Genomic DNA, 24,958 nt, shown 5'->3' with positions numbered 1-24,958 from the left:
ATCAGTTCCCTGTTCTCCCTTCAACGATATAGATCTGAAATCTTCTAGCTCGATATGCATTTCGGTAGCATGCAAAGGCCTGCTCGTGGGATAGATCTCCGGAAGTTTAAGCAAGCATATTTTATAAAAAGTGCTTGCGTTTGGGTTCGGGTTAACCTAATAATGCAAGCATGTTTTTAAAAAAGGTGCTTGCTATGGACTCTGAGAATAATCGCAGTAACGGTGGTAAGGTGCGGGCCGCAAAACTGTCGAAAGAGCGGCGAAGCGAGATAGCCAGAGAGGGCGCCTTGGCTAAGCATGCTAAGGCTCAAACCCCGAAACTTCCTACTGCTAGCCATAAAGGCGTGCTTAAACTCGGGGGCTCGGAAATAGCATGCTTCGTTCTTGAGGATGGACGTCGCGTTATATCTGGCCGAGGAATGACGTCGGCGATTGGCATGCTAGGCCGTGGCTCTGGCGTTGCTCGCATCTCCGGAATGAAAGCCGTCAAAAGTGTTGCTGAGCCAAGTTTCTTACAGGCTATTGCCAGCCCAATCGAATTTATAGGTGAATCGCCAAGGAAGGATGTTCCGAGTCATGGTTTTGAAGCTCCAGTTTTGCAGGACTTATGCGAGGTTCTGCTAAAAGCTAGAGACGCTGGCATGCTTGCAACTGAACATGAAATTCGCTATGCGCAGTTTGCCGATACCTTGATTAGGTCTTTTGCGCGCGTGGGTATTGTGGCTCTCGTTGATGAGGCTACTGGCTACCAAGAGGAACGCCCTAAAGATGCGTTACAGGCATATCTAGAAAAGATAATCAGCGAAGAACTTGCCTCATGGGTAAAGAAGTTTCCGGATGAGTTTTATGAAAACATTTACAAGTTGCGAGGGTGGACATGGCCTGGCATGAGTAAAAACCGATATAGCGTAGTTGGAACTTATACGCGGGATTTGGTTTTTGAGCGAATTGCTCCGGGGCTACTGCCTGAGTTAGAGCGTAAAAGCCCCAAAAATGAAAAGGGACAAAGAGCGAATAAGTTGCACCAATGGCTCACTGAGGATATTGGCGACCCGATGCTCGCTCAGCATATGCATTCGCTCATCATGTTTCAGAGATTAGCGATAGCAAATGGATTTGGATGGAACCGCTTTGTGAAAATGGTAGATCAGGTTCTGCCCAAAAAAGGAAGCACACTTGAGCTTCCATTAGACGACGTTATTTAAGTTCGGTTGGTCTTACTTCAAACTTCAATGTTGAAAGGATGGGACATGGCAACACCAAAAAACCACGGTAAAGCATGGACGGGAGCGGATGTAAAAGCTCTGGAGAAACTTGTGGACCAGAATACGCCCACACGAGTGATTGGTCTGAAAATGGGGCGAACGGAATCATCCATTTATGCTAAGGCGTCGCAAGAAAACATTTCCTTGAAGCCAACAAACCAGTCTCCCTATAATCGTCGGAAATAACCTGTCGACTAGTTCTGATGAATGTGGCGCGTTTGCTGAAAATCGGCGCCTGTTCCTCGGGCATCCAAGCTCGTCTTGGCTGAGCAGAAGTGGTCGGGGGTATTTTGGGGGTATGTTAAGAAGTGAACTGTATTTTCGTCTTAACTTATTGATTAAAAATGATTTTTGTAATGTGTTCGATTGACGCCGTCACTAGCTTGTTGCACCAACCAAGCTAGTGAGCCCGCGCTTAATTGATGCCCTAAAATCCGAGGCGTAAAAAAGCATAGCTCCCCGGCCTGATGGCCGTGGAGCTATGCCTATTGACTGAGATAGTTGTCGATGTTCGATCTGTCGTTTTGGCCAATCAGTTTCCTAGCTCACGTTGGTAAAATAGATTTGAAAATTTCTAGCGCCATCTTCTTTAAAAGGGCGCTGCTAGCCATGTAGCGGAATGACCTGTGCGCCGAGCCTCAGGCTGTCCAAGTAGTCGGCCCATCGCTGCATCATCTCTCGGCGTGCTGGCAGGTGTGCTGTCCGGTTGTACGCCCGGCCATTGGGGTCTTTGACGGCATGGGCTAGCTGATGTTCTATCAGATCAACACGCTCTTCAAGTATCTCATCCATGATGGTGCGCGCCATCGCACGAAAGCCGTGAGCGGTCATGATTTCCTTCGTGTAGCCTAAGCTGCGTAACGCGGCATTGACGGTGTTCTCACTCATGCAGCGTTCCGCTGTCCTAATGCTTGGGAAAACAAATTTTCCGTCGCCAGATAAGGGGCGTATTGAAAGAAGAATCTCCACGGCTTGCTTTGATAACGGCACGATATGATCGTTGTCCATTTTCATTTTGTGGCCAGGTATGCGCCATTCCGCGCAGTCGAAATCTATCTCGGCCCATTCGGCTGAACGCAATTCTCCGGGGCGGACAAACACTAAGGGCGACAATTTCAATGCGGCTGTCGCATAAGCGTGCCCTTGGTAGCCGTGAATGGAACGTAGAAGGGCGCCTACCTGTTTCGGTTCAGTGATTGCCGCAAAGTGCCCTTTCTCAGGCACGGCTAGCGCACCCTTCAGGTCGGCGGTAACATCGCGGCTTGCCAGCCCGCTGGCGACCGCGTAACGAAACACTTGACCGCAAATCTGTTTGACGCGATGCGCGGAATCTCTTGAGCCGCGATCTTCGATTTTCTGGACGGTCCCGAGGACGTCTCGTGGAGTAATCGCGGAAATGGGCTTGCTGCCTATAAATGGGAAGACATTTTTGGTCAGCCAGTTCACTACTTTTGCTTGCGTATTGGCGGCGCGGTCTGGCTCGGTTTTCGCTAACCACTGGCGGGCGACGACCTCAAAGGTCTGCGCGGCTTCTAAAATCTTAGTTCGCTTGTCTTCTTGTTTTGCTTGGCTCGGATCTATGCCGTCTGCAAGAAGCTCGCGTGCTTCGTCACGCCGCTTGCGTGCTTTGGCTAGTGATACTGCTGGGTAGACGCCTATGGCTAAAGTCTTTTGCTTGTCAGCGAAGCGATAGTTCATGCGCCAGTATTTGCCCGCTGCTTTTACCAGCAGGAACATGCCTTGCCCATCAGTGTATTTGTCGCCTACCGGTGCGCCGGTATGCTTTACTTGACGAACGAATGTATCTGTTAAGGGCATAATGCCTCCGGTTGTTGGTATCTGATTTGAGGCCCGAAAAAGGTACCAACAAAAATACCAAGAAAATGATGGTATCTGATGCTACCCCGTCGGAATGCTTTGGACAACAAAAAACCCGCTCTCCTACGACGGAGGCGGGTTGTTTGGATTCGGTTGGAATTCTTTGAACTATTGGGTGGTCCCCCCGACTGGAATCGAACCAGTATCCCACGCTTAGGAGGCATGTGCACTATCCATTGTGCTACGGGGAGGACGCGGCGAGATTATAGCCGAGACTTGCTTAACGCTGCTCCGATTTTGGCGATGGTACCATTTTGGCTGAGGCGGTCGGGTCGAGGACGCCGCTGATCTCGATGCGGCGATAGAAGGTCTGCACCGGGACCCAGGTGACGATATCGTCGAACTCGCCGCCCGGCGCCTGGCTGCGGGTTTCCAACCGGCGCGCAATGTAGGCGGTGGTGTCGCCGTTGTTCTGCTCTTCGTCGACGTTGTTGATGGTGCCATTGGCCAGCGGAATGCCCTGGGCGCTGGTGCCCAGGTTGTTTTTCCCACTGGAGAACACCACGGCGGGCGCGCAGCGCGCCTGGACGCTGCAGCTGTCGTCGCCGACCAGGTAGTACAGCTCGCCGTCTTCGCGGCGGCTGGCGATTTTCTTGTCGGCCCGGGCCTGCGTGGGATCGATGCGCTGCGCCGCGAAGCTCGGGCTGACGCTGTAGCGCAGCAGCTTGCCCCAGCTGTCGCTGCCGACTACGCCCAGCGTCACCCAGGGCAGGAAGCCGGTGCAGCTGTCGCGGTTGCAGGGGGTAGTCATTTCGCGGCCGTCCTGGGCCGAGATCGCCGGACGCGGCAGGCGGCCGTGGGTCATCGCGAAGCCCAGCAGCGCTTCGCGCGCTTCGGCCACCAGTTGCATGCTCTGGCGCTGGCGCACGCTGTCGTCGCCCGGGCGCGTGCTCATCAATGCGACCGACACGCCCAGTCCCAGCATCAGGATCAGCAGGAGCAGGGCGGCGCCGCGTTGGCGGCGTGCAATGGCGGGCAAAGTTGGCAAGATGGGTCCGGTTGGCAGGGGCTGAATACCCGCCGATGCTAGCCGATTCGGGCGTGGAACGCCAGCCGGCAATGGCCCATCGGGCCGGTTACCGCTACAATAGCCGTTGTTTTCACCCCCAGTCAGCGTCTCTACTCATCTTATGGCAGTCATCTCTCTTTCCTCCGCCCAGCTCGCATTCGGCCACGTCGCCCTGCTCGATCACGCTGAATTTTCCCTTGAAATCGGCGAGCGCGTCGGCTTGATTGGCCGTAACGGCACCGGCAAATCGTCGCTGCTGAAAATCATTTCCGGCCAATTCAAGCTCGACGACGGCCTGCTGGTCATGCAGCAAAACCTGAAAATCGTCTGCGTCGCGCAGGAGCCGGTGTTCGAGCCGACCATGTCGGTGTACGACGCGGTGGCGGAGGGACTGGGCGAATTGCCGGCCCTGCTCAAGGAATACGATGCGCTGACCGGTCAGTTCGGCCAGGGCGATGACGACGCCGTCATGGAGCGCATGCATGACATCCAGGTGGTGCTGGATGCCCATGACGCCTGGAACCTGGGCCACAAGGTGGACACCGTGCTCGACAAGCTGAACCTGCCCGGCACGCTGCTGATGCGGGAACTGTCGGGCGGTATGCAAAAGCGGGTGGCGCTGGCACGTGCGCTGGTGGCGGCGCCGGACGTGCTGCTGCTGGACGAACCGACCAACCACCTCGACTTCACCTCGATCCAGTGGCTGGAAGGCTTGCTGCGCGACTTCAAGGGCAGCGTGCTGTTCATTACCCACGACCGCTCTTTCCTCGACAACGTGGCGACCCGCATCATCGAGCTGGACCGCGGCCGCCTGCTGTCCTTCCCCGGCAACTTCACCACCTACCAGACCCGCAAGGCGGAACTGCTGGAAAACGAGGAGGTGGAAAACGCCAAGTTCGACAAGGTGCTGGCGCAGGAAGAGGTCTGGATCCGCAAGGGCGTCAAGGCGCGCCGCGTGCGCGACGAAGGCCGCGTGCGCCGGCTGGAAGCGCTGCGCCTGCAGCGCGCCGCGCGCCGCGAGCAGCAGGGCCAGGTCAAGCTGGAAGTGTCGGTGGGCGAGCGTTCCGGCAAGATCGTGGCCGAGCTGGAAGGCATCAGCAAGAGCTTCGGCGGGCGCGCCATCGTCAACAACTTCACCGGCACCATCCTGCGCGGCGACAAGGTCGGCCTGATCGGCGCCAACGGCGCAGGCAAGACCACCTTGCTGAAAATGATCCTCGGCGAACTGGCGCCGGACAGCGGCGTGGCCAAGCTCGGCACCAAGCTGGAAGTGGCCTATTTCGACCAGATGCGCACCCAGCTCAACGAGGAAGCCAGCCTGGTCGACACCATTTCGCCGGGCAGCGACTGGGTCGAGATCAACGGCCAGCGCAAGCATTCGATGAGCTATCTGAACGACTTCCTGTTCTCGCCGGAGCGCGCGCGCTCGCCGGTCAAGTCGCTGTCCGGCGGCGAGCGCAACCGCCTGCTGCTGGCGCGCCTGTTCGCCAAGCCGGCCAACTGCCTGGTGCTGGACGAGCCGACCAACGACCTCGACATCGAAACCCTGGAACTGCTGGAAGAACTGCTGGAAGACTACAGCGGCACCGTGTTCCTGGTCAGCCACGACCGCACCTTCCTCGACAACGTGGTGACCCAGGTGATCGTGGCCGAAGGCGAGGGCCGGTGGCGCGAATTCGTCGGCGGCTACAGCGACTGGGAGCGCGTGCGCGATACCGTGGCCGCGCCGGCCAGGGCCGTCAAGCTGGGCGCCAAGGCCGAACCGGCGCCCGCAGCTGCGCCCGCAGCGGCGGCGCCGGCCGTCAAGCAGAAAAAACTCAGTTTCAAGGAGCAGCGCGAGCTGGAGGAGTTGCCCAAGCAGATCGCCGCGCTCGAGGACGAGCAGACCGCGCTGAACCTGCAACTGTCGGATCCTGACTTCTATAAGAAAAACGCGGCCGAAGCCAAGCGCGTGAATGCGCGCATCGAAGCCATCGAGGCCGAATTGCTGGCGGCGCTGGAGCGCTGGGAGGCGATCGAGGCGCGCAACTGATCACACAACTGCGGCCTCAACTGCGGCACACAGTTGAGGCCGTGCACTGGATTCAATTGGATTTCTTGGTTGCATCTAATATAATCTTTCGCATCGACGCTTGCGGGGAGTCCTGTGCCAACACTGATCAGCACCAATAGCGCGGCCTGGCCGCGCATCCTGCCTTTTGCCATCTACATGGCATTCATCGTGGTGGCGGATCTGCTGGGGCGCTTGGGGCTGACTGCGGATGAGCTGCTCTGGCTGTATCCGCTCAAGATCGGTGCCGTGGTGCTGGCCCTCTGCTGGGGGCGCCGCCATTACACCGAACTGCACTGGCAAGGCATGGACGGCCGCTGGTGGCTGCTGTCGATCGGCGCCGGGCTGCTGGTGCTGGTGCTGTGGCTCAACCTGGATACGGGCTGGATGGTGGTCGGCACCTCGGCCGGCTTCGATCCGAGCGGGCAGAACGGCGTGAACTGGCCGCTGGCCTTGCTGCGCGCGGCCGGCGCCGCGCTGGTGGTGCCGGTGATGGAAGAGCTGTTCTGGCGTTCCTTCCTGCTGCGCTGGCTGGTCGATCCGCGTTTCCTGGCGCTGGCGCCTGCTGCGGTGACGCTGCGGGCCTTTGCGATCACGGCCGTCCTGTTCGGTATTGAGCATAATTTGTGGCTGGCCGGCATGCTGGCCGGCGTGGTCTATGCCGGTCTCTATATGCGCAGCCAAAACCTGTGGACGGCAATTGTTGCGCACGCGGTCACCAATGGCGGTTTAAGTGTGTGGATATTGGCGACAAAGAACTGGACTTACTGGTAAGATTGTCAACATGACTTCCCCTCCTACTATATCGAGAGCTATGTTAATTTCCTTGCGAAAACATATGACGGTTCCTTCTGACATGGCCGGGCCGAGGGCGCGCCAAGCCATACTGCTGGGCGGGCTGCTGTGCAGCCTGTCGGCGCACGCAGCGCTCAGCGATACCATTCATCCTTTCGTTGGCGGCAACTATTCCTACGACAGCAACCTGTTCCGTGTCGACGACAATGGCCGTGACACCGTGGAGTCGGACCGCATCCGCCAGACCTTTGCCGGCGTGGAAGTGGAGCGTACCTTTGGCCGCCAGCGCTTTAGCGGCTCGGCGCGCGTGAGCCGGGTCAGCTTCGACCGCTTCAGCATGCTGGACTACACTGGCAAGGACGCCAACGGTACCTTGTACTGGCAGTTGGGCAACCACCTGGACGGCACGCTGGGCGGCACCTATTCCTCCACATTGACTTCGTTTACCGACTATCAGGGCACCGAGCGCAACCTGCGGGTGCAGCGCAGCGAGTTTGTCGATGGCGGCTGGCGCTTCCATCCGAGCTGGCGCGTGCGTGCGCGCCTGAGCAACGACAAGTACGAGTTCGACGCGCCGTCGCAGCGCTATCTGAACCGCAAGGACAAGGCCAGCGAGGTCGGCCTCGACTACTTGGGCGTCACCGGCAGCACCATCGGCCTGCAGGTGCGGCGAGTGACGGGCGACTACCTGACGCCGCAGACTTTTGGTCCGTTCGTGTTTGATCCCAGCTATACCCAGGACGAGGTGAAGCTCAAGGTATTCTGGAAGTTCAGCGAACAGCATCAGTTGCAATTCCTGGGCGGCCGCGTGCGCCGTGGTCACGAGTCGCAGACGCTGCGCGACAGCAATGGCACCAATGGCCGCGTCACCGACACCTGGAACGTCACGCCGGCCGTCTCGCTGGTCAGCGCGCTATGGCGCGAATATACCCCGTTCGAAGGCAGTACCGCTTCTTATGCCCTGAACAAGGGGGCCAGTATCGACGGCAAATGGGCGCTCAGCGCCAAGATCCAGGCCACCGGCCAGTTGCGCTATGTCGAGCGTGATTTCGCCGGGTTCGTGAACCCGGTGGCGGTGGCGCCGGAAGACAAGTCGCACGTGGTTTCGCTCGGCTTGAACTACAGCCCGCGCCAGAACCTGGTGTTGTCGGCGTCGGTCAACCGCGACCAGCGCAAGTCCGACACCACGTTCAGCCGGTCCTATAAATCCAACGGCGCTTCTTTCAGCGCCAGCATTGAGTTTTAGTGCGACGGGGTAACATGACGGTCAATGACGTCCCTTTAATTTCGTTTTTCCAGCGTGTGTTCGACCCCTTGCTGATCATGGGCGGGCTGTACGTCTTGTCGGCGCTGTGCGGCCAGCCGTTTAACGGCTACGCACTGGTGCTGATGATCCTGGCGTTCTTTATTTCGTCGTCGGTCTACCAGTATATCGACCCTTACCGCACCTGGCGCAGCGGGCGCCTGCTGGCCTACGGCCGCGACCTGGTGCTGGGCTGGGCGCTGACGGTCGTGATCCTGATGGTGATCGGCTGGGTCAGTGGCCTGGGCCAGCGCTTCGACACCCGTCTGATCACGCTGTGGTTTGTCTGCACCCCATTCGTGCTGCTGGGCGCGCACCTGACGATCGGCCTGCTCAGCCGCGACCCCAACGGCGGCAGCGAGGTGCGCTCGGCCGTGATCGTGGGCGCCAACGGCGTCAGCGTGCGCTTCGCCTCCACGCTGGACCGCAACCCCAGCCTGTTCATGAGCGTGCGCGGCTTTTTTGACGACCGCACCGAGGACCGCCGTCCGGAAAGCCTGGCGCATCCGGTGCTGGGACGCATGTCGGAAGTGGCGGCCTATGTGCGCGAGCACCAGATCAAGCTGATTTTCATCAGCCAGCCGATCTCGGCGCAGCCGCGCATCCGCAAGCTGCTCGACGAGCTGGACGACACCACCGCCTCGGTTTACTTCCTGCCCGACATCTATGTGTTCGACCTGATGCAGGCGCGCTTCAGCAATGTGGGCGGCATGCCGGTGATCGCCATCCGCGAAACCCCGTTCACCGGCGTCAACAGCCTGGTCAAGCGCCTCAGCGACATCGTGCTGGCCAGCCTGATCATGCTGATGATCAGCCCCATCATGCTGGGGGTGGCGGCGGCTGTGAAGCTGACCTCGCCGGGGCCGGCGATCTTCCGCCAGCGCCGCTACGGTCTGTACGGCGAAGAAATCATCGTCTACAAATTCCGCTCGATGACGGTGGCCGAGGACGGCGCCAAGGTGGTGCAGGCCACCAAGAACGACCAGCGGGTCACGCGGGTCGGCGCGTTCTTGCGCAAGAGCTCGCTGGACGAGCTGCCGCAGTTCATCAACGTGCTGCAGGGACGGATGAGTATTGTCGGGCCGCGCCCGCATGCTGTGGCGCACAATGAACAGTACCGCAAGCTGATCAAAGGCTATATGTTGCGCCACAAGGTCAAGCCGGGCATCACCGGCTGGGCCCAGGTGCATGGCTTGCGCGGCGAAACCGAAACGCTCGATAAAATGGAGGCGCGCATCAGCTATGACCTCGATTATTTGCGTAAATGGTCTCTGTGGCTCGATATCTGGATCATTCTGATGACGATTAAAGTTGTTCTTAAGCGTGATAATGCATTTTAACCAAGTGCCAAAAAGTCTTATGTAAGTTTTACGTTCGTTTGTGATATTGACAATCAGTGGGCTGCCCTGCATACTGTTTTAGCTCTTTGTGTGCATAGCACAATTTTTCTCCATTCCGGTTCAATGCAGGGGGGCCGGGGCACGGTGTGTAAAAGGATATCGATCTTGAATCAACAGAACGTCATCTCTGCAATGCCTTCCTTGCGTCGTTCGGGACGGACCAGCCAGGTGCTGGCGCTGGCGCTGGTCGCCGCCTTGGGGTTGAGCGCCTGCGGCGACAAGGCCAAGAAAAGCGGCCAGGCCCTGGTCAGCGTCAACGGTGAGGAAATCACCATCTCGCAGCTGAACGAGGAGCTGCAGCGCGCCAACGTGCCGCCGGCCCAGCAGGAGCAGGCCGGCAAGCAGTTGCTGGAGAGCCTGGTGGACCGCCAGTTGCTGCTCAACGAAGCGGTCAAGGAAAAACTCGACCGCGACCCGAAAGTGGTGCAGGGCATCGAGCGCGCCAAGGCGCTGATCATCGCCCAGGCCTATATGCAAAAGCATCTGAGCGCCCCGGCCAAGCCGACCCGCGCCGAAGTTGAAGACTACTACGCCAAACATCCGGCCTTCTTCGCCCAGCGCAAGATGCTGGAGTTGCGTGAGCTGAGCATCGCCAGCAGCGATATGAGCGCCGAGCTCAAGGCGGCCATCGACAGCGCCAAGAGCCTAGACGCGGTGGCCAGCTGGATGGATGAGCACAAGGTCAAATACGAGCGCCTGCAAGTGTCGCGCAGCAGCGGCGACTTGCCGCCTGAGCTGGGCAGCCGACTGCTGGCGCTGCCAAAAGGCCAGTTGTTCATCGTCAAGGAGGGCGCACGCTCGCTGCTGATCGTGATTGCCGACACGCGCGACACCCCGGTCACGCTGGAGCAGTCGGCGCCGCAGATCGAGCAGGTGCTGATGGCGCAGCGCAACAAAGACGCCGCCGGCGCCGAACTCAAGCGCCTGCGCGGTGCGGCCAAGATCGAATACCTCGACAAGAAAATGGAGCCGAATGCGCCGCCGGCAGCGGCAGCGCCGGCCGCATCGGCTGCGGCATCGGCCTCGGCCTCGGCATCCGCCACCGATGAGTCCACCGCGCGCGGCGTGGCTGGCTTGAAATAACCGATACAAGATAGGGAGCAACCCGTGATGAAACGATGGATGGTAGGGCTGGTAGCACTGGTGCTGGCATTGGGATGTCAGCTGAGCCAGGCGGCCGATGTGGTGCTGGGAACTGGGGACGTACTGAAGGTGTCGGTGTACGGCAGCCCGGACTTGCTGACCGAAGCGCGCATCAGCGAGGCTGGCCGCATTACCTTCCCGCTGATCGGCCAGGTGGAGCTGGGCGGCCTGACGGTGGCGGCGGCCGAACAGAAAATTTCCGGCATGCTGGAAAAGGGCGGCTTCCTGCGTCAGGCCCAGGTCAACATCCTGGTGACGGTGATGAGCAGCCAGCAGGTGTCGGTGCTGGGCCAGGTTAACCGTCCGGGGCGCTACCCGATCGACGGCCAGCGCGGCTTCCTCGACATGCTGGCCCAGGCCGGCGGCATCGGGGCCGACGGCGGCGAAACGGCCGTGCTGATCCGCACCCGCAACGGCAAGACCACCAAGGAAGTGGTGGACGTGGTGGACATGGTGCGCAGCGCCGACCTGACCCGCGACCTGAGCCTGGCCGGCGGCGACGTCATCTTTGTCGAACGCGCGCCGCGCGCCTACATTTACGGCGAAGTGCAGCGTCCGGGGCCATTCCGCGTGGAGCGCTCGATGACGGTGCTGCAGGCGCTGTCGACCGGCGGCGGCCTGACCCCGCGCGGCACCGAGCGCGGCATGCGCATCAAACGCCGCGACGCCAGCGGCAAGATTCAGATCATCGAAGCCAAGCAGGATGACCTGATTCTGGTGGATGACGTGGTCTATGTGCAAGAAAGCCTGTTCTAAGGCTGCGCTGGAATTTTATTTAACGATACTGAAGGCGAATTAGCCCCATGAACTTCACTCAATTTCTGCTGGTGCTGCGCGCACGCAAACGGATTATCCTGGCCACCATGTTCTCGGTGGTATCGCTGATCCTGGTCGGCAGCCTGCTGTGGCCGAACTCCTACAAGGCCACGGCGTCGGTGGTGCTGAACTATAAGGGCATTGACCCGGTGTCCGGCCTGACCATGCCGGGCCAGCTGTTGCCGGGTTATATCTCGACCCAGCTCGACATCATAGGCAGCAAGCGCGTGGCGCTGGGCGTGGTTGACAGCCTGAAGCTGGCCAGCAGCCCGGCGGTCGTCGAGCAATTCAATGCTGACACCAACGGCAAGGGCAATGTGCGCGACTGGCTGGCAGGGCTGCTGCTGAAAAAGCTGGACGCCCAGCCATCGCGTGAAAGCAGTGTGGTGGACATCAACTTTTCCGGCAGCGATCCGCAGTTCGTTGCGGCTGTAGCTAACGCCTTTGCCGAGGAGTACCAGAAGGTCAACGTCCAGCTGAAAGTTGATCCGATGCGTAAGGCTTCTGCCTACTTCGACTCTCAAACCAAGGTGCTGCGCGACAACGTCGACGCGGCGCAGAGCCGCCTGTCCAAATACCAGCAGGAGCACGGCATCGTCAGCCTGGACAATCGCCTCGACGTGGAATCGAATCGCCTGAACGACCTGTCGGCCCAGCTGGTGATGGCCCAGGGGCAGCTGGCCGAAGCCAATTCGCGTCAGAACATGGCGGCTGGCAGCAACGGCGCCGAGTCGCCGGACGTGGCGGCCAACCCGCTGATCCAGAACCTCAAGGCCAACCTCAACGTGGCCGAGTCGAAGTTCGCGGAAGTGTCGCAACGCCTGAGCCCGAACCACCCGCAATACCAGAGCTCGAAGGCGGAACTGGACAAGCTGCGCGCTGAACTGGCGCAGCAGGTCAAGGTGATTTCCAACAGCGTGGGCAACAACGCGACCGTGCTGCGCCAGCGCGAAGCGTCCATCCGCGCAGCGCTGGCAGAACAGAAGGCCAAGGTGCTGGAACTGAATCGCACCCGCGACGAACTGGCCGGCCTGCAGAAAGACGCAGAAAGCGCTCAGCGCGCCTACGATGCCACTTCGCAACGCCTGTCGCAGACCCGGCTTGAAGGCCAGTCGGAGCAGTCCGATGTCGCCATCCTGACCCCGGCGGTTCCGCCGATTCAGCCGTCGTTCCCGCGCCCGATCCTGAATACTATCGTCGGCCTGTTCCTTGGTGCTATCCTTGGTTTGGCGGTAGGATTGCTCAGGGAAATGCTGGACCGTCGTGTGCGCTCCGACAGTGACCTGGCAACGCTGACCAGTGTGCCGCTGCTGGGCACCGTCAACTGGGCCAATACCCAGCAGTCGTCGCGCATCAAGAAGATTTTCACGCCGCGCAAGCTGCGCCTGAACTAACCGAGTGAACAGATGGATACCACCATGAATCATCCAGCCATTACGCCGCCTATCCCGACCATGCTGCGCACCGGCGACTCCAGCATGGGCGCCCTGCTGCTGGAATCGGGCAAAATCACCCCGGAAAACGCCGAGCGCGTGCTGCGCATGCAGCGTGAACTGGGCATCCGCTTCGGCGAAGCCGCGCAGCGCCTGGGCCTGATCACCGAGGGCGACATCCAGCAAATCCTGGCGCGCCAGTTCGACTATCCGTATTTGCAGGCGGGCGAGGGCGGCTTTTCCCCGCATTTGCTGGCCGCCTACCAGCCGTTTAGCGCCCAGGTCGAGGCGCTGCGCGCGCTGCGCAGCCAGCTGATGCTGCGCTGGTTCGCCCGTGGCAACAAGTCGCTGGCCATCGTCAGCGTCGACCCGTCCAATGGCACCAGCCTGTTTGCCGCCAACCTGGCCGTGGTGTTTTCCCAGCTTGGCGAAAACACCCTGCTGGTGGACGCCAACCTGCGCGCCCCGACCCAGCACAGCATTTTCGACCTCAAGACGCGCCAGGGCTTGTCCGACGTGCTGGCCGGCCGCGCCCAGCTGGAGGCGGTGGCCAAGGTCAACTCCTTTGTGTCGCTTTCGGTGCTGGCGGCCGGCACGCTGCCGCCGAATCCGCAGGAACTGTTGAGCCGCGCCTCGTTCACCGCGCTCAGCCGCCAGGTCGAGAGCAATTTCGACGTGGTGCTGTACGATACGCCGGCCCTGACCTCGGCGTCCGACGCGATTGCTATCGCCGCTCGCAGTAAAGGTGCACTGCTGCTGGTCCGCAAGAACCATACCTTGCTCGATGCTGTGGATGCCGTGGCCGAGAAAATCAAGCATAGCGGCGCCGAAGTGGTCGGTTCCGTGATGGTCGATTTCTGATGACTGCGATGACAGCCCCTTACTTGGCACGGGTGCCGCTGTCCGACCGACGTGCCTGGCCGATGCTGCTGGTTCTGCTGGGGCTGTTGGTCATGTACGTCCCCAGCTTTTACGACCTGTTCCACGGCGCCTGGTCGACCGACAAGAATGCCCACGGGCCTATCGTATTTGCCGTAGCGCTGTGGTTCTTTTACTTCCGCGCGTCCAGCCTGGTCAGCGCGCAGGTGCCGCAGCAGCCGGCCCCGTGGCTTGGCTATCCGATCCTGGTGCTCGGCCTGCTGTGCTTTGTGGTCGGCCGTTCTCAGTCGGTGCTGGTGCTGGAAGTAGGGTCGCTGGTGTTGGTGCTGCTGGGCACGATCCTGGTGTTCTTAGGCCGCGCCGTGGCCCGCCACCTGTGGTTCGGCTTCTTCTTCATGTGCTTCATGGTGCCGTTGCCGGGTTCGCTGGTAGACGCGGTGACGCAGCCGCTGAAGATTGCCGTCTCGTATTCGGCCGAAAACCTCCTGTTCCACCTGAACTATCCGATCGCCCGCTCCGGTGTGATCCTGCTGATCGGCCCTTACCAGTTGCTGGTGGCGGACGCCTGCTCAGGCCTGAACTCCCTGTTCACGCTCGAAGCGCTGGGGCTGCTGTACCTGAACGTGATGCGCCATGAGTCGGCCTTCCGCAATATTTTGCTGGCGTTGTTGATCGTGCCGATTTCCTTTGTGTCCAACGTGACGCGGGTGATCGTGCTGGCCTTGATTACCTATTACATGGGCGATGCCGCTGGCCAAGGCTTCCTGCATGGCTTCTCCGGCATGGTGCTGTTCCTGTGCGGCTTGTTGCTGATTATCAGCTTGGACAGCCTGCTGCGCGCCATGTCGCGTGCGCTGCAGCGCTATCGCCAGTCACCGGGAGAGCGGACATGAGCAGCTTAATGGTAAGGATGCAGTTGATGGTGTTGCCGCGTGCTAGCGCCGTGATCATCAGCGCCTTGATGGTGCTGGCAGCCGGAGCGGCGCTTCTGGCCCGTCCGACGCTGGTATCGGTGGATGATGCGCCTGATCTGGAAAGCACTGTGCCGCAGTCGTTCGGCGATTGGAAACTTGTGCCGAACCCACGCATGCAGGTCAGCACCACCACGGCCGACGGCCCTGACCAGGACCAGCCGTACGACCAGACCGTGATGCGTTCCTATGTCAACAGCAAGGGCGAAGTGGTGATGCTGGCGCTGGCCTGGGGCCGCCGGCAGCAGCAGGAAGTCAAGGTGCACCGTCCCGACCTGTGCTACGTGGCCCAGGGGTACCAGGTGAAAAGCCTGGCGCCGGCGCGCTTCGAGGTCAGCGATCCGTCCATCCGTCCGGTAGGCAAGCACATGGTCGCCCTCAACGGGCGCGGCGGCGAGGCGGTCAGCTACTGGATCCGCATCGGCACGCTGTACAGCGAGGACGCCTGGGCTACCCGTTTGCAGATCTTGAAGGACGGCTTCCAGGGCCGTATCCCGGACGGTATCCTGGTGCGCGCCTCGGTGCCGCTTGGCGACGTGTCGCAGGCGGCTGCCGCCTGGCCGGTGCTCGATCGCTTCCTGTTCGACCTGACCAGCGCCGTGCCGCCGGCATCGCGCGCCCTGCTGCTCAGGTGAAGTTGCCGGGGGGAGAAAATTTTGCTGTCTTTTTCTTATGTTGTTTTTTCCCAGCGAAATTTTTTTCTCCCCCTGTTCCTCCTCTGAAAACCGCAGCCGCAGGCAGGTTTTCCCCTCCCAAGTGTTGCTAATAGGCTCGGACAAAGCCTTTCCGGCGGTGTATGATCGCACTTATCTGCCCGATCTGTGGGTGCCGAGTGGATAGCTTCGTGCACTGTAGTCTGGTAAAGCAAGTTGAGGCGGGCCGAAGTCTTTTATATGTTGGTCCAGGATAGATACTGGGCATCGTCGAACAGTTAGGGAGATCATGATGAAAAAGCAAGGTAAACTGGTGTTGAAGGCGGCAGTGGCGGCGTTGGCGATGCTGGCTTTCGGCCAGACTGTGGCTCAACCTATGGAAGTCGGCGTGGCGGTCCACTTTGGCCATAACCGCGGCAACCTGGCGCTGACGCAGGATTTCGTGGCGAAAAGCGGCTTTGTTTCGGTGCGCTCCGACGTCAGCTGGGGCATGTCCGAAAATGCCAGCGGTGTGCTGGGCTTGCGCGATGGGTCTTTATTGCTGCGCAATGCGATGTTGCAGCTGCCTACCGTGACCCGCCCAGTTTATATCTTCGCTTATGGCAATGCGCTGTACGATGGTGGTGGTCAGCCGAGTACGCCGGCGGGATATGCTGCTTATTCGCGTTTCACGTCCACCATCCTGCCACAATTGCCAAATTTCAATTCTTCGTACGTGGAATTGTGGAATGAGTGGAATCTGGGGGCTGGCACCAAGCCGGCGGTGCGTACCGGGTCGGTAGTGGATTACTCGGCGATGGTGAAAGTGGCTGCGCCGGCGGTCCGGAAGGTTGCTCCGGGCGCTAAGATCCTGGTGGGCGCCCTGGCGGACGATTTTCCAGACTGGACCTTTGCCAAAGGCATGTTGAGCCAAGGGGCGCTGGACGTCGCGGACGGCTTGTCTGTGCATATTTACAATCATTGCGCCGGCACCAAGGTGGGCTCGGACGAGGCGATGGGCCGCCTGGATGCCCTGCGTGGCTACATGGTGGCAGCAGGCAAGGGCGCGAAACCGATCTACGTCACAGAGTTCGGCTGGCCGAGCAATACTGCCGGCACTTGTGGTGTGCCGGAAATGGATGGCGCCCTCTACACCGTACGCTTCCTGCTCGAAGCCAGTACCCGCAACTGGCTCGGCGGTATTTGGCTGTATGAACTGTTGGAAGGCGGGCTTGATCCGGCCGATCGTGAAAGTCATTTCGGCGCTTACCGTATGACGGAGATTCCTAACAGCCGCGATGCGGTATTGAAGGCGACGCCGATCTTGCCGGAAGTGACTGCTGCGGCGACCAAGCCGATCGGTTGCGTGGTGACTAGCGTGGCCAAGCTGATCGGTAATCGCCCGGTCCTGACGTCTTCGGCCGGCGCCCTGCGCTCGGCACTTTATGACGACGGCACGCGCCGTATGGTCGCCTTGTGGAATGCGTCGACCAAGCCACTGGTAGCGCCAACCGGTACGCTGAACGTTACGGGTGGCAAGGGTGGCGCAATCAATCCGTTGGCCTTGTGCGGCGTCGCGGGCGGTAGCTATGTGCAGAAGAGCGCCACCGCCACCGGTACCTCGTTTGGCTTCACCTTGAAAGGCGGGGCGCCGCTGCTGCTGGAATTCCCGAGTTCGACTGCCATCACCGGTATCGAAGTGCGCGAATAGTACTTGCTGATCAAGCGCGAAGGCGGCCGTGAGGCCGCCTTTTTTTTATCCGGGATGATCGCGCACTGCAGCATGGCCGCTTGTGTATTTGTTGCGGTTTCGACTATAGTGTTACTTGGCTGGTAACGGAGGCAAACTTTTTGTTCCACGCTGAGGTCGCAGCGCCAATCGCGCTGGCGTGACGTCCCATATGCAGTCATCGCTCGCGCGTCGGTCCCCAGAAAAAGATAGACGACGCGAGACGAACCGGTTATGTTGCTTGTTATTTGTGCCAGACTAGGGCGACTTCGGCGCCTGCTCAACCTGCTTTGAAAGTCCGTATGACTGCCTATACTCTGCCCATCCCGCCGTTGGCTGCTACCGGCCATGCTTCCCCCGCGTTGACCGGGGGCGAGCGGCTGGTTTCGCGCCTGACCATCTTGTACTTAGCCACCTTTGTGTGCGAAGGGGCGCTGCGTTTCATCCTGAACAAGGCGCATTTGTCGTCCATGCTCTATCTGCGCGACCTGCTGCCAGTGATGGGGGCCGGTGTCTTGTTGACGACCTGGATGGGGAACCGGCGCCAGCCGATGGTGCCGCTGTTGGTGGTGATGTTGTTACTCTTTCATTTCTTTATAGGGTTCTTCTTCATCGGCAATCTGTTCCAGCAATTGTTCGGAATGAAAATGCTCATGCCGGTGGTGCTCGGACTGGCAGTAGGGCATATGGGCTTGCCCATGACGCTGGAGCGCATACGCTGGTATGCGGCTTTCACCATTATTATCGTGGTGGCCAGTCTGGCGATCAATTACAAAGTGCCGTTCCCGTGGGAAGGCGCTGATTTCGAGTCAGTTTTTGGCGTTACCCCGCAGGGCAGGAACTGGACTGCGGGCAGCTTCCGCCGTCTGGCTGGCCTGTCGCGCTCTTCGTATGATGCGGCCTGCGCGTTGCTGTACTGTGCGGCCATCGTGGTGGCGAGCTTCCGCGGCGTTTTTTTCCGCATCTCTATGTGGTTACTGGCGTTTATCGGTATCGCACTCACCACCAGCAAGGGGTCGGAAGTGGCCATGCTGGCGCTGGCGGGCGTAGTCATTTTTGCAGATGGCGGCCGGCGCATCGGCTGGCTTCGTTTTTGTGTGCTGGGTTCGCTATTCCTGGTGCTGTTAGCCCCCATGTTGGCATTGGTGATGGATGTGCGCATTCGTGACTTTGTTGGCAGCGCCGCTTGGTGGCTGAGCTCTTACGCCGACCGCATGGAAAATACATGGCCGCGTGCGCTTAAGTTATTGATGGAGCATGGCAATATCGTTATTGGTCGCGGCATCGGCGGCGTCGGCACGCCGCAAGGCTTTGGTGAAGCGCGCTTGTACTCGCCGGCCGACAACATCTTTGTGTACTGGACATTGACTATGGGCATGCTGGGTTGGGCGTATGGCGGCGCCATCCTGACCAAGTTGCTGACCTGGCACGGCGAAACTGAACAACAGCGCTTGGTGATGTATGGTTTCGTCATCAGCGTTTTGATATACGGGATAGGCGCCAACATCATGGAGCAGCCGCTGTCGGGCTTCGGTGTAGGCTATGTGATCGCCGTATTGTTCCGACCGCGAACGCTGAACGGGAAGCCGCATGTTTTATAACGGCATACACGCGTTGCGGGCGATCGCTGCCCTGCTGGTCGTGCTGCACCATGCTTTTCAACGAGGAAACGCGCTGGGACTGACCCAGCTGCAATTCGAATTCGGCGCCTGGGGCGTAGACCTGTTCTTTGTGATCAGCGGTTTTGTCATGGCCAAAGGGGTGCAGGGGCGCCAAGGCTGGCAGGCTGCGTCCGGTTTCATCGGCCGCCGCCTGGCGCGCGTGGTGCCGCTGTACTGGGCGGCTACGCTGTTGCTGACGATGGTGTACTTTGTGCTCCCTCAATTGTTCGGCAATCTCAGCATCGCACCGGGGGATTTGCCGCGCTCGCTGCTGTTCTGGCCCTACGAGGACGGGCGCGGCCTTGTGCGCCCCATCGTGTCGCAAGGTTGGACCCTGATCTTCGAGATGTTTTTCTATGCGCTGGTGTGTCTCGGGCTGCTGCTGGGGCGGGGCAGGGCCATGCGCCTGACAGCGGGACTGATCGCTGGATTGATCGCCGCCGGCTATGCACTGGCATGGGATGGCGGTAAAACACCGTTCATTCTGTCGGGCATCCTGGTGGAGTTTTTATTTGGCGCGCTGGTTTTTCATCTGACGGCGCACGCGCAACGGCTGGGCTCGGCACAGCGCTGGGCCTTAGCCTTGGCAGGGGTGGGCTTCAGCTTCGCATTGGCCGATTTGGCCAGCCTGGGCCTGGGGCGCGGCTTGGCCGGGGGGCTGGGGGCATTTGCCGTGGTGCTGGCGGCGGCGGGCTGGCGGCTGCCGCGCTTGCCGTACCCGCTGCATTTGCTGGGCGATGCGTCTTACGCTATCTACCTGTTCCACGGCATGGGCTTTTCGCTGACCGGCAAGTTGCTCGGCGTGGCGCACTGGCCGTCAGCAGCGCTGGCGGTGCTGGCGTTGACGCTGGGCGCCACCGCGTGCGGTATTGCGGTCCACCTGCTGGTGGAAAAAAGGCTGCAGCACTATGCCATTGTTTCACTTACCCGCATCGGCGTGATCGCCTGAGCTGCATGAACTCCAAGCTGAATTTTTTCAAAAATAACGTCCTTCCGCTCATCATCGGCCAGCTCGGCGTGGCGGCCCTGCAGGGCTTCCAGTTGCTGGTGGTGGCGCGCACCCTCGGGCCGCACGAGTTCGGGAAGATGGCGGCCATCCTGGCCATCACCGCCGCGCTGCTGCCGTTTGCCGGCCTCGGCACGGCGAACCTGATGGTGATGCATCTGGCGCGCGGCGAGCAGCAGGCGGCTCCCCGCTTGTACGGCAGCTCACTGACGGCGGGCGTGTTGTCCGGCCTGACGCTGACCGCGCTGGTGCTGGCTGGTTTTTACCTGTGGGACGGCGCTGGCTATTTGCCGGTGGTGCTCATGTTCTGCCTGTCTGAGCTGGTGTTCACCAAGATGGTGGACATTTCGCAGCACGTGTTTTACGGCCTGGACCGGCATGCAGTGTCGAGCAAGTTCGTGCTGCTGCAAAGCGGCTTGCGCTTCACCGGCGCCTTGCTGATGCTGTCGCTGGGCTTCCAGACGGCGCAGGCGTGGGCGGTGACGCACCTTGCGGGCGGGGTGCTGGCGGCCACGTTCGTGGTCAGCTTCACCCTCCGCACCACCGGCGGCTGGAGCGTCGACTTCCGCAAGATGGCCGGCGACATCAAGCACGGCATCTTCTTTTCGCTGGGGCTGGCGTCGCGCGGCGTCTACATCGATATCGACAAGGCCATCCTGCCGCGCTTCGAGCCGATCGCCATCAACGGCGCCTACACGGCGGCGTTCCGCCTGGTGTACATGTCGACCACGCCGCTGACCTCGGCCTTGCTGGCGCTGCAAGCGCGCATGTACCGCGCCGGCGGCACCCACGGCATCAGCGAAACGGCGCGCATCGCCCGCCGCGCCATGCTGCTGGGCTCAGCCTACGGCCTGGTGGCCGGGCTGGCGATCTATGCGCTGGCGCCGCTGCTGCCGCTGATTATCGGCGAACGCTACCAGCTGTCGGTGGAAATCATCCGCGCGCTGGCCTTCCTGCCGATCCCGCTGTTCCTGCAGAGCGCCATGTCGGACGCGCTGGTCGCCGCCAATTACCAGCGCGCGCGCAGCGTGGTGCAAATGCTGATCGCGGTGCTGGCCGTGGTGCTGAACCTGCTGCTGATCCCGTCGTGGTCGTGGCAGGGCGCCGTGATGACCACCTATGGCTGCCAGTTTGCGCTGGCGTTCAGCATGGCCGCGCTGGTGTTCCACAAGCTGCGCCAGCGCTGATGCTGGCGTAGGCTATACTGCCGACAGGCCCGGGGGCGGGCCACTCAACCAGGAAGCGAGTACAGCAAGTGCGGAGATGGCTACGTAGGTGTGCGATCAATGGAGTAGTCATGGCAAACCTGCTGGGATGCGGCATCCCGGCGATGGCGCAGATGAGCGCCCCGCCGCGCAGTACCCTGCAGGCCGGGCAATTGGGCGTGGTGATCAACGACGACGACCCGCTGAGCGTCGAGCTGGGCGCCTACTATGTCAAGGCGCGTGGCGTGCCGGCCAAGAATGTGGCGCATGTGCGTATCCCGGACCAGCCGCGCAAGCTGGACGCAGGGCAATTCGCCGCGCTCAAGCAGAGCATAGACGAGCAGCTGGGCGCCGATATCCAGGCAGTAGTGATGGTGTGGACCGCGCCGTATGCGGTGGAGTGCAATTCCATCACGGCGGCTTATACGCTGGGCTTTAATGCCGAGCAGTGCGCCAAGCCCTGCGGACCCGGCAAGGACAGTGCTTATTTCAATTCAACTGCCGCGCGCCCCAGCGCTGCCGGCGTGCGCCTGTCCATGCTGCTGCCGGCGGAAACGCTGGAACAGGGCAAGGCGCTGGTCGATCGCGGTATCCTGAGCAGCTTCCGCATGCCGGCTGCCAGCGCATATTTCCTGATCACCAGCGACGCCGCGCGCAGCAGCCGCGCGCCATTCTTCCCGCAGGCGATGGTTTTGCCGAAGAAAAAACTCGCCATCAAGGTTCTACGCACGGACAGCCTGGAAAATGCCAACGATATCGTGCTGTACCAGACCGGCCTGGCCAAAGTGCCTAAGCTGGAGACCTTACGCTTTGTGCCGGGAGCGCTGGCGGATCATCTGACCTCGTTCGGTGGCGATTTGTTGGGCACCAACCAGATGAGCAGCCTGCGCTGGCTGGAGGCGGGGGCGACGGCGAGTTATGGCACAGTCAGCGAACCGTGCAATTATTGGCAGAAATTCCCCAATGGTACAGTGCTGCTGGCCTCCTACCTGAATGGCGCCACCGCCATTGAAGCTTATTGGAAAAGCGTGAAGTGGCCGTCGCAGGGCTTGTTTATTGGCGAGCCGCTGGCCGCGCCTTACCGGAACTGACGCGCAGGCGCCAAGCGACCAGCAGCAAGCCGGCCAGCAGCATTGCATAGCTGCTGGGCTCGGGAACCAGCATGCCGATCAGCGGCAGGTCCGCGACCCCGTGGCCCTTGATGCCGGGCGGTGCCCGCAGCTGTTCCGGCGTCACTGGTTGCTGGCCCTGCCCGTCGGCTTGCTGATCTTGTTCAAGAAACGCAGTGCTGTCCGAAACGAGTTGCTCCAGTGCTGCGCGCAGCTGATCTATATGCGCGCCGTCGGTGATGTGGAGTTTGCGTTGTCCTGCCTGATTGCCAAGGCGGCAGGCGTCGCTGCGGTTGCCGTAGCGTTCGCGCAGTATGCGCGTTACTTCGGTGGTGGGCATGCCATCCTCATCCTGTTGCGGCACGATCCCGGGACAGGGCGGCTGGTGCTGCCCGGCATTCTCCGGCGCCAGCTCGATGACGGGTACGGGGGCAGCCAGCGCAGGAGCGGCTGCAAGCAGCAACGCCACGAGCAAGGCGGAGATTGAACTATTCATAGGTCACCGCGCGTTGAGGAAAAAATGCAAATAACTGTATGAAATAATTATTTCTTTTATGAAATAATTATAGCACTTTTTCAAGCATTTGCATGTTTTTCCTTCCGGCATGTTGCGACCGGAAAGGTCCAGCGGTCATTTACTGGTTACGGTGACTCGACGAGGCAGGCGGAGCGCATTGATCCATATGCGCGCTGGCTTTTCGATGGCGTAGTAGCTTGCGTATCCCATGCCGAGTGCACACAGCAGCATCAGCAGCCTGTTGTGGCCTGCTTCGGTTGCAAGAAAGAAGGGTTGTTGCCAGAGGTAAATGGAATACGACGCTACCCCAAGGCCAGTTAATGGGGGAAGGGACAAAACTTTTAGTATCAGCGGAGGGAGGTCTTCCGCACGATTAACCACAATGGCCAGGCATAAAGTGCCCAGCGAATATTTAATCACATCGGGTATCGGGTTCAGATTCAGCACCGCTCCGCCCAGCAGGAGCGCAAGCAGCCACCGTCCGCTGATGCGCGGCGGGTGGCGATGAAAATGCATGCAGAGCGCTGCCGACATCAGGATTGATGACACGCGCACGTCGGAGCGCCAATATACTTGGTAGTAGTTGCCGTGCAATGCATAGGTCTGCCAGGCGCCGTTAACGATTGCTGCCAGCGCTAGCATGCTAACAACTGGCAGTGCGTAGCGTCGGGTGCGCGCAAAGCACACTGTCACCAGCGACAGCAGAATGTAGCTGTGTTCCTCAATTGATAATGACCAGACATGCGCAAGCTCGGGGATATTTTCGCCGTACAGGGCTGACAGATAGTTTGTATAGAACAGCAGGGTGCCGGCGATCAGTTCCGGCTGCTGATGTCGCTCTTGTATCCACCCGGCGTAGCCAAGATAGCCCAACACAAATACCAGCAATGCGGGGTAGATACGCGAAAAACGTCGGAGGTAGAATTGCGAGAGCGAAGTGCCTTTGATGAACAGGATTTGCGCCATCAGGCGTCCACTGAGGACAAAAAACAATTCGACGCCCACGCGCCCAAGGTTGATTCCGCGTAGTTGGAAGAAGTGCGCTATCAGGACGGCGAAAATTGCCACGCCACGCCAGCCATCCAGGTAAGGTAAGTGCTTGTGAGTCAGTTGCGTCATGCCTTTTTACCCCATGCACTCATGTTGAGTATTATGCATTAATATTAATGAGATGTTAATACCTGAGGCGACGTTTGTCAAAGTGATCGTCAGCTCAGCCTTAGTCCCCGCCCTTGAGCGTTGGTCGCGGCTCGTAATAATAGCGAAATTTATCGCGCACCGCAGCATTAGTGCTTGTATAAATGTTGTTCGCTCGTCTATAGTTTGATCTGTTGCATAACAAACGGCGCAGTTTGCAAAAAAATATGAAGATTACGGTTATTGGCACGGGTTACGTCGGCTTGGTAAGCGGCACATGTTTGGCGGAGATGGGCAATGAGGTGCTGTGCCTGGATCTGGATCAGCGCAAAATTGCAATCCTGAATCAAGGCGAGTTGCCTATTCATGAGCCAGGGTTGCTCGATATGGTGCGCCGCAACGTAGCGGCCGGCCGCCTGCGCTTTACCACCAGCGTGGAAGACAGCGTGGCCTTCGGCCAGCTGCAGTTCATTGCGGTTGGTACGCCGCCGGACGAGGATGGCTCAGCCGACTTGCAGTACGTGCTGGCGGCGGCGCGCAACATCGGTCGTCACATGACCGAATACAAGGTCGTGATCGACAAGTCGACGGTGCCGGTGGGCACGGCCGACAAGGTGCGCGCGGCGATTGCCGAGGAATTGGCAAAGCGCGAGCTGGCGCTGCCGTACTCGGTGGTGTCGAATCCGGAATTCCTGAAAGAAGGCGCGGCGGTCGAAGACTTCATGCGTCCCGACCGCGTGGTGGTGGGCGCCGACGACGAGCGCGGCATCGCGCTGATGCGCGAGCTGTACGCGCCGTTCATCCGCAACCACGACCGCGTGATCGTGATGGACGTGCGCTCGGCCGAGCTGACCAAGTACGCCGCCAACGCCATGCTGGCCACCCGCATCTCGTTCATGAACGAGCTGGCCAATCTGGCCGACAAGCTGGGCGCCGATATCGAGCAGGTCCGCGTGGGCATCGGTTCCGACCCGCGCATCGGCTTCCACTTCCTGTATCCAGGCTGCGGCTACGGCGGCT

At 60.2% G+C, this 24,958-nt stretch carries 22 protein-coding genes and 1 tRNA gene; 18 read left to right on the top strand and 5 right to left on the bottom strand.

Annotated elements, in window-relative coordinates; all coding sequences use genetic code 11:
* The first annotated feature begins 194 nt into the window (after positions 1 to 194).
* Positions 195 to 1,205 carry a P63C domain-containing protein gene (locus BMZ70_RS18150; protein ID WP_092279496.1) on the top strand — a complete coding sequence of 337 codons (1,011 nt, stop codon included), beginning with the start codon at positions 195 to 197 and terminating at the stop codon, positions 1,203 to 1,205.
* A 45-nt stretch (positions 1,206 to 1,250) separates the two neighbouring features.
* Complete coding sequence (locus tag BMZ70_RS18145; RefSeq protein ID WP_092279494.1) at positions 1,251 to 1,451, top strand: hypothetical protein; 201 nt, start codon at positions 1,251 to 1,253, stop codon at positions 1,449 to 1,451.
* A 417-nt stretch (positions 1,452 to 1,868) separates the two neighbouring features.
* Here the strand turns inward: BMZ70_RS18145 and BMZ70_RS18140 are convergent, their stop codons facing one another.
* From BMZ70_RS18140 to BMZ70_RS18130, 3 genes are all read right to left on the bottom strand, one after another.
* A complete protein-coding gene (locus BMZ70_RS18140) occupies positions 1,869 to 3,083 on the bottom strand; it encodes a tyrosine-type recombinase/integrase (RefSeq protein WP_092278012.1) in 1,215 nt (404 codons plus the stop codon).
* Positions 3,084 to 3,259: 176 nt separating this feature from the next.
* A tRNA-Arg gene (locus tag BMZ70_RS18135) sits at positions 3,260 to 3,334 on the bottom strand.
* A 29-nt stretch (positions 3,335 to 3,363) separates the two neighbouring features.
* Complete coding sequence (locus BMZ70_RS18130) at positions 3,364 to 4,131, bottom strand: hypothetical protein (RefSeq protein WP_175500803.1); 768 nt, start codon at positions 4,129 to 4,131, stop codon at positions 3,364 to 3,366.
* 142 nt (positions 4,132 to 4,273) lie between these two features.
* Between BMZ70_RS18130 and BMZ70_RS18125 the strand changes: the two genes are divergently transcribed.
* The 15 genes from BMZ70_RS18125 to BMZ70_RS18055 all read left to right on the top strand — a co-directional run bounded on the left by BMZ70_RS18125 (position 4,274) and on the right by BMZ70_RS18055 (position 22,266).
* On the top strand, positions 4,274 to 6,184 hold the full coding sequence (locus BMZ70_RS18125) for an ATP-binding cassette domain-containing protein (RefSeq protein WP_092278010.1): 1,911 nt from the start codon (positions 4,274 to 4,276) through the stop codon (positions 6,182 to 6,184).
* 114 nt (positions 6,185 to 6,298) lie between these two features.
* Positions 6,299 to 6,976 carry a CAAX prenyl protease-related protein gene (locus tag BMZ70_RS18120; RefSeq protein WP_229205493.1) on the top strand — a complete coding sequence of 226 codons (678 nt, stop codon included), beginning with the start codon at positions 6,299 to 6,301 and terminating at the stop codon, positions 6,974 to 6,976.
* A 64-nt stretch (positions 6,977 to 7,040) separates the two neighbouring features.
* Entirely contained in the window at positions 7,041 to 8,243 is a 1,203-nt protein-coding gene (gene epsL, locus BMZ70_RS18115; protein WP_165403622.1) for an XrtB/PEP-CTERM-associated polysaccharide biosynthesis outer membrane protein EpsL, read from the top strand.
* A 14-nt stretch (positions 8,244 to 8,257) separates the two neighbouring features.
* Positions 8,258 to 9,640, top strand: a complete 1,383-nt coding sequence (locus tag BMZ70_RS18110) for an undecaprenyl-phosphate glucose phosphotransferase (protein ID WP_092278006.1) — start codon at positions 8,258 to 8,260, stop codon at positions 9,638 to 9,640.
* 165 nt (positions 9,641 to 9,805) lie between these two features.
* Positions 9,806 to 10,783, top strand: coding sequence for an EpsD family peptidyl-prolyl cis-trans isomerase (locus tag BMZ70_RS18105; protein WP_307184094.1), 978 nt, complete (start codon positions 9,806 to 9,808; stop codon positions 10,781 to 10,783).
* Between the two features lie 27 nt (positions 10,784 to 10,810).
* Entirely contained in the window at positions 10,811 to 11,599 is a 789-nt protein-coding gene (epsE, locus tag BMZ70_RS18100; RefSeq protein ID WP_092278002.1) for a polysaccharide export protein EpsE, read from the top strand.
* A 47-nt stretch (positions 11,600 to 11,646) separates the two neighbouring features.
* Positions 11,647 to 13,053: a chain length determinant protein EpsF gene (gene epsF, locus BMZ70_RS18095; protein WP_092278000.1), complete on the top strand. Its 1,407-nt coding sequence runs from the start codon at positions 11,647 to 11,649 to the stop codon at positions 13,051 to 13,053.
* A 24-nt stretch (positions 13,054 to 13,077) separates the two neighbouring features.
* Entirely contained in the window at positions 13,078 to 13,953 is an 876-nt protein-coding gene (epsG, locus tag BMZ70_RS18090; protein WP_229205492.1) for a chain length determinant protein tyrosine kinase EpsG, read from the top strand.
* Between the two features lie 8 nt (positions 13,954 to 13,961).
* Entirely contained in the window at positions 13,962 to 14,864 is a 903-nt protein-coding gene (gene xrtB / locus BMZ70_RS28905; RefSeq protein WP_092279490.1) for an exosortase B, read from the top strand.
* Positions 14,861 to 15,577: an exosortase C-terminal domain/associated protein EpsI gene (locus BMZ70_RS28900; RefSeq protein WP_092277996.1), complete on the top strand. Its 717-nt coding sequence runs from the start codon at positions 14,861 to 14,863 to the stop codon at positions 15,575 to 15,577. The genes xrtB and BMZ70_RS28900 overlap by 4 nt, the downstream gene beginning before the upstream one ends.
* A gap of 307 nt (positions 15,578 to 15,884) precedes the next feature.
* A complete protein-coding gene (locus tag BMZ70_RS18075) occupies positions 15,885 to 17,285 on the top strand; it encodes a glycoside hydrolase family protein (RefSeq protein ID WP_130301136.1) in 1,401 nt (466 codons plus the stop codon).
* A gap of 320 nt (positions 17,286 to 17,605) precedes the next feature.
* On the top strand, positions 17,606 to 18,904 hold the full coding sequence (locus BMZ70_RS18070) for a hypothetical protein (RefSeq protein WP_092277992.1): 1,299 nt from the start codon (positions 17,606 to 17,608) through the stop codon (positions 18,902 to 18,904).
* On the top strand, positions 18,894 to 19,913 hold the full coding sequence (locus tag BMZ70_RS18065; RefSeq protein ID WP_092277990.1) for an acyltransferase family protein: 1,020 nt from the start codon (positions 18,894 to 18,896) through the stop codon (positions 19,911 to 19,913). The genes BMZ70_RS18070 and BMZ70_RS18065 overlap by 11 nt, the downstream gene beginning before the upstream one ends.
* A 5-nt stretch (positions 19,914 to 19,918) precedes the next feature.
* A complete protein-coding gene (locus BMZ70_RS18060; protein ID WP_092277988.1) occupies positions 19,919 to 21,157 on the top strand; it encodes a lipopolysaccharide biosynthesis protein in 1,239 nt (412 codons plus the stop codon).
* Positions 21,158 to 21,267: 110 nt separating this feature from the next.
* Positions 21,268 to 22,266 (top strand): TIGR03790 family protein, encoded by a 999-nt coding sequence (locus BMZ70_RS18055; protein WP_207231585.1) that lies wholly within the window; start codon positions 21,268 to 21,270, stop codon positions 22,264 to 22,266.
* Here BMZ70_RS18055 and BMZ70_RS18050 read toward each other — a convergent pair.
* Together BMZ70_RS18050 and BMZ70_RS18045 are read right to left on the bottom strand one after the other, a co-directional pair.
* Entirely contained in the window at positions 22,229 to 22,780 is a 552-nt protein-coding gene (locus BMZ70_RS18050; RefSeq protein ID WP_092277986.1) for a PEP-CTERM sorting domain-containing protein, read from the bottom strand. The two genes, BMZ70_RS18055 and BMZ70_RS18050, sit on opposite strands and share 38 nt — an antisense overlap.
* Before the next feature lie 135 nt (positions 22,781 to 22,915).
* A complete protein-coding gene (locus BMZ70_RS18045; protein WP_092277984.1) occupies positions 22,916 to 23,920 on the bottom strand; it encodes an acyltransferase family protein in 1,005 nt (334 codons plus the stop codon).
* A gap of 245 nt (positions 23,921 to 24,165) precedes the next feature.
* Between BMZ70_RS18045 and BMZ70_RS18040 the strand changes: the two genes are divergently transcribed.
* Positions 24,166 to 24,958, top strand: a 793-nt coding sequence (locus BMZ70_RS18040) for a UDP-glucose dehydrogenase family protein (protein WP_139212895.1), incomplete at its 3' end; no start/stop codon positions are given.

Source organism: Duganella sp. CF402 (assembly GCF_900109645.1).
GTDB lineage: Bacteria > Pseudomonadota > Gammaproteobacteria > Burkholderiales > Burkholderiaceae_D > Rugamonas.
This window is presented reverse-complemented; position numbering and strand designations above follow the sequence as displayed.